Source organism: Phyllobacterium brassicacearum (assembly GCF_003010955.1).
GTDB lineage: Bacteria > Pseudomonadota > Alphaproteobacteria > Rhizobiales > Rhizobiaceae > Phyllobacterium > Phyllobacterium brassicacearum.
Genome location: NZ_PGGO01000081.1, coordinates 1 through 740, shown reverse-complemented (window position 1 = coordinate 740; position 740 = coordinate 1). Strand labels below are relative to the sequence as shown.

Sequence of the window (740 nt, the reverse complement as noted above, 5' to 3'; positions counted from 1 at the left end):
TGGTGGTCTGCGCCGAGAAATGGAACTCGGTGATGTCGAGCCCTTCGTTTGAATCGACCCCCGTAACCGTCAGCCGATCCATCTGGCTGCTGGTTGTGACATCGACGGTGGTGACGTTATCGAGCCCTGTGATGGTGACGACACCGGTGCCGAGCCCGCTGACGGTGACGTCAACGCTCCCCGCGACATCATAGGTACCATCGACGGTGATCGGCAATGCAACCCCCGACGTGCCCGTCAACTTGATGCTGGTAATGGGCGCGGCGGCGGTCGGGCTGCCGTCGTAGAAGTTCAAGCCTTGCTCGTTGCCCGTAACGTCGAAGGCGCTGATCCTGATGTCCACCCGGCCCGCCGGAGCAGACGGCGTGATCTGGTTGATCGTGAACCCGGCCTGCATGACATTATCGAGATGGCTGCCGTACTGGATCTCCGCGCCATCACCTGCGGGCACGGTACCGCCGGTGACAAAATCGACCTGCAGCGTTTCGGTCGGATTAATGCTCTGGTTGGCGACGCCGAAGCCCTGTGTACTCACGTTGGCGGTGGCATTGGCCGCCCCCTCGAAACCTGTCACCAGAAGCTGCTTGGTAGCGTCATTGGACGAATTGATCACGTAGAAATCATGATTGCCGGGCGCGGCGTTCTGGCCTGAGAAATTATTCACGGAGGTCCCCGTGACCGAGGCGAACACCTTGTCAGTCAGATCGATTTGGTCGTCCGGGTCGGTTTCATCGGGATGG

1 pseudogene is annotated in these 740 nt (G+C 60.1%); it reads right to left on the bottom strand.

From position 1 onward, the window contains the following. Positions 1 to 740 (bottom strand): annotated as a pseudogene (locus CU102_RS28355) (DUF5801 repeats-in-toxin domain-containing protein); the annotation flags it as partial.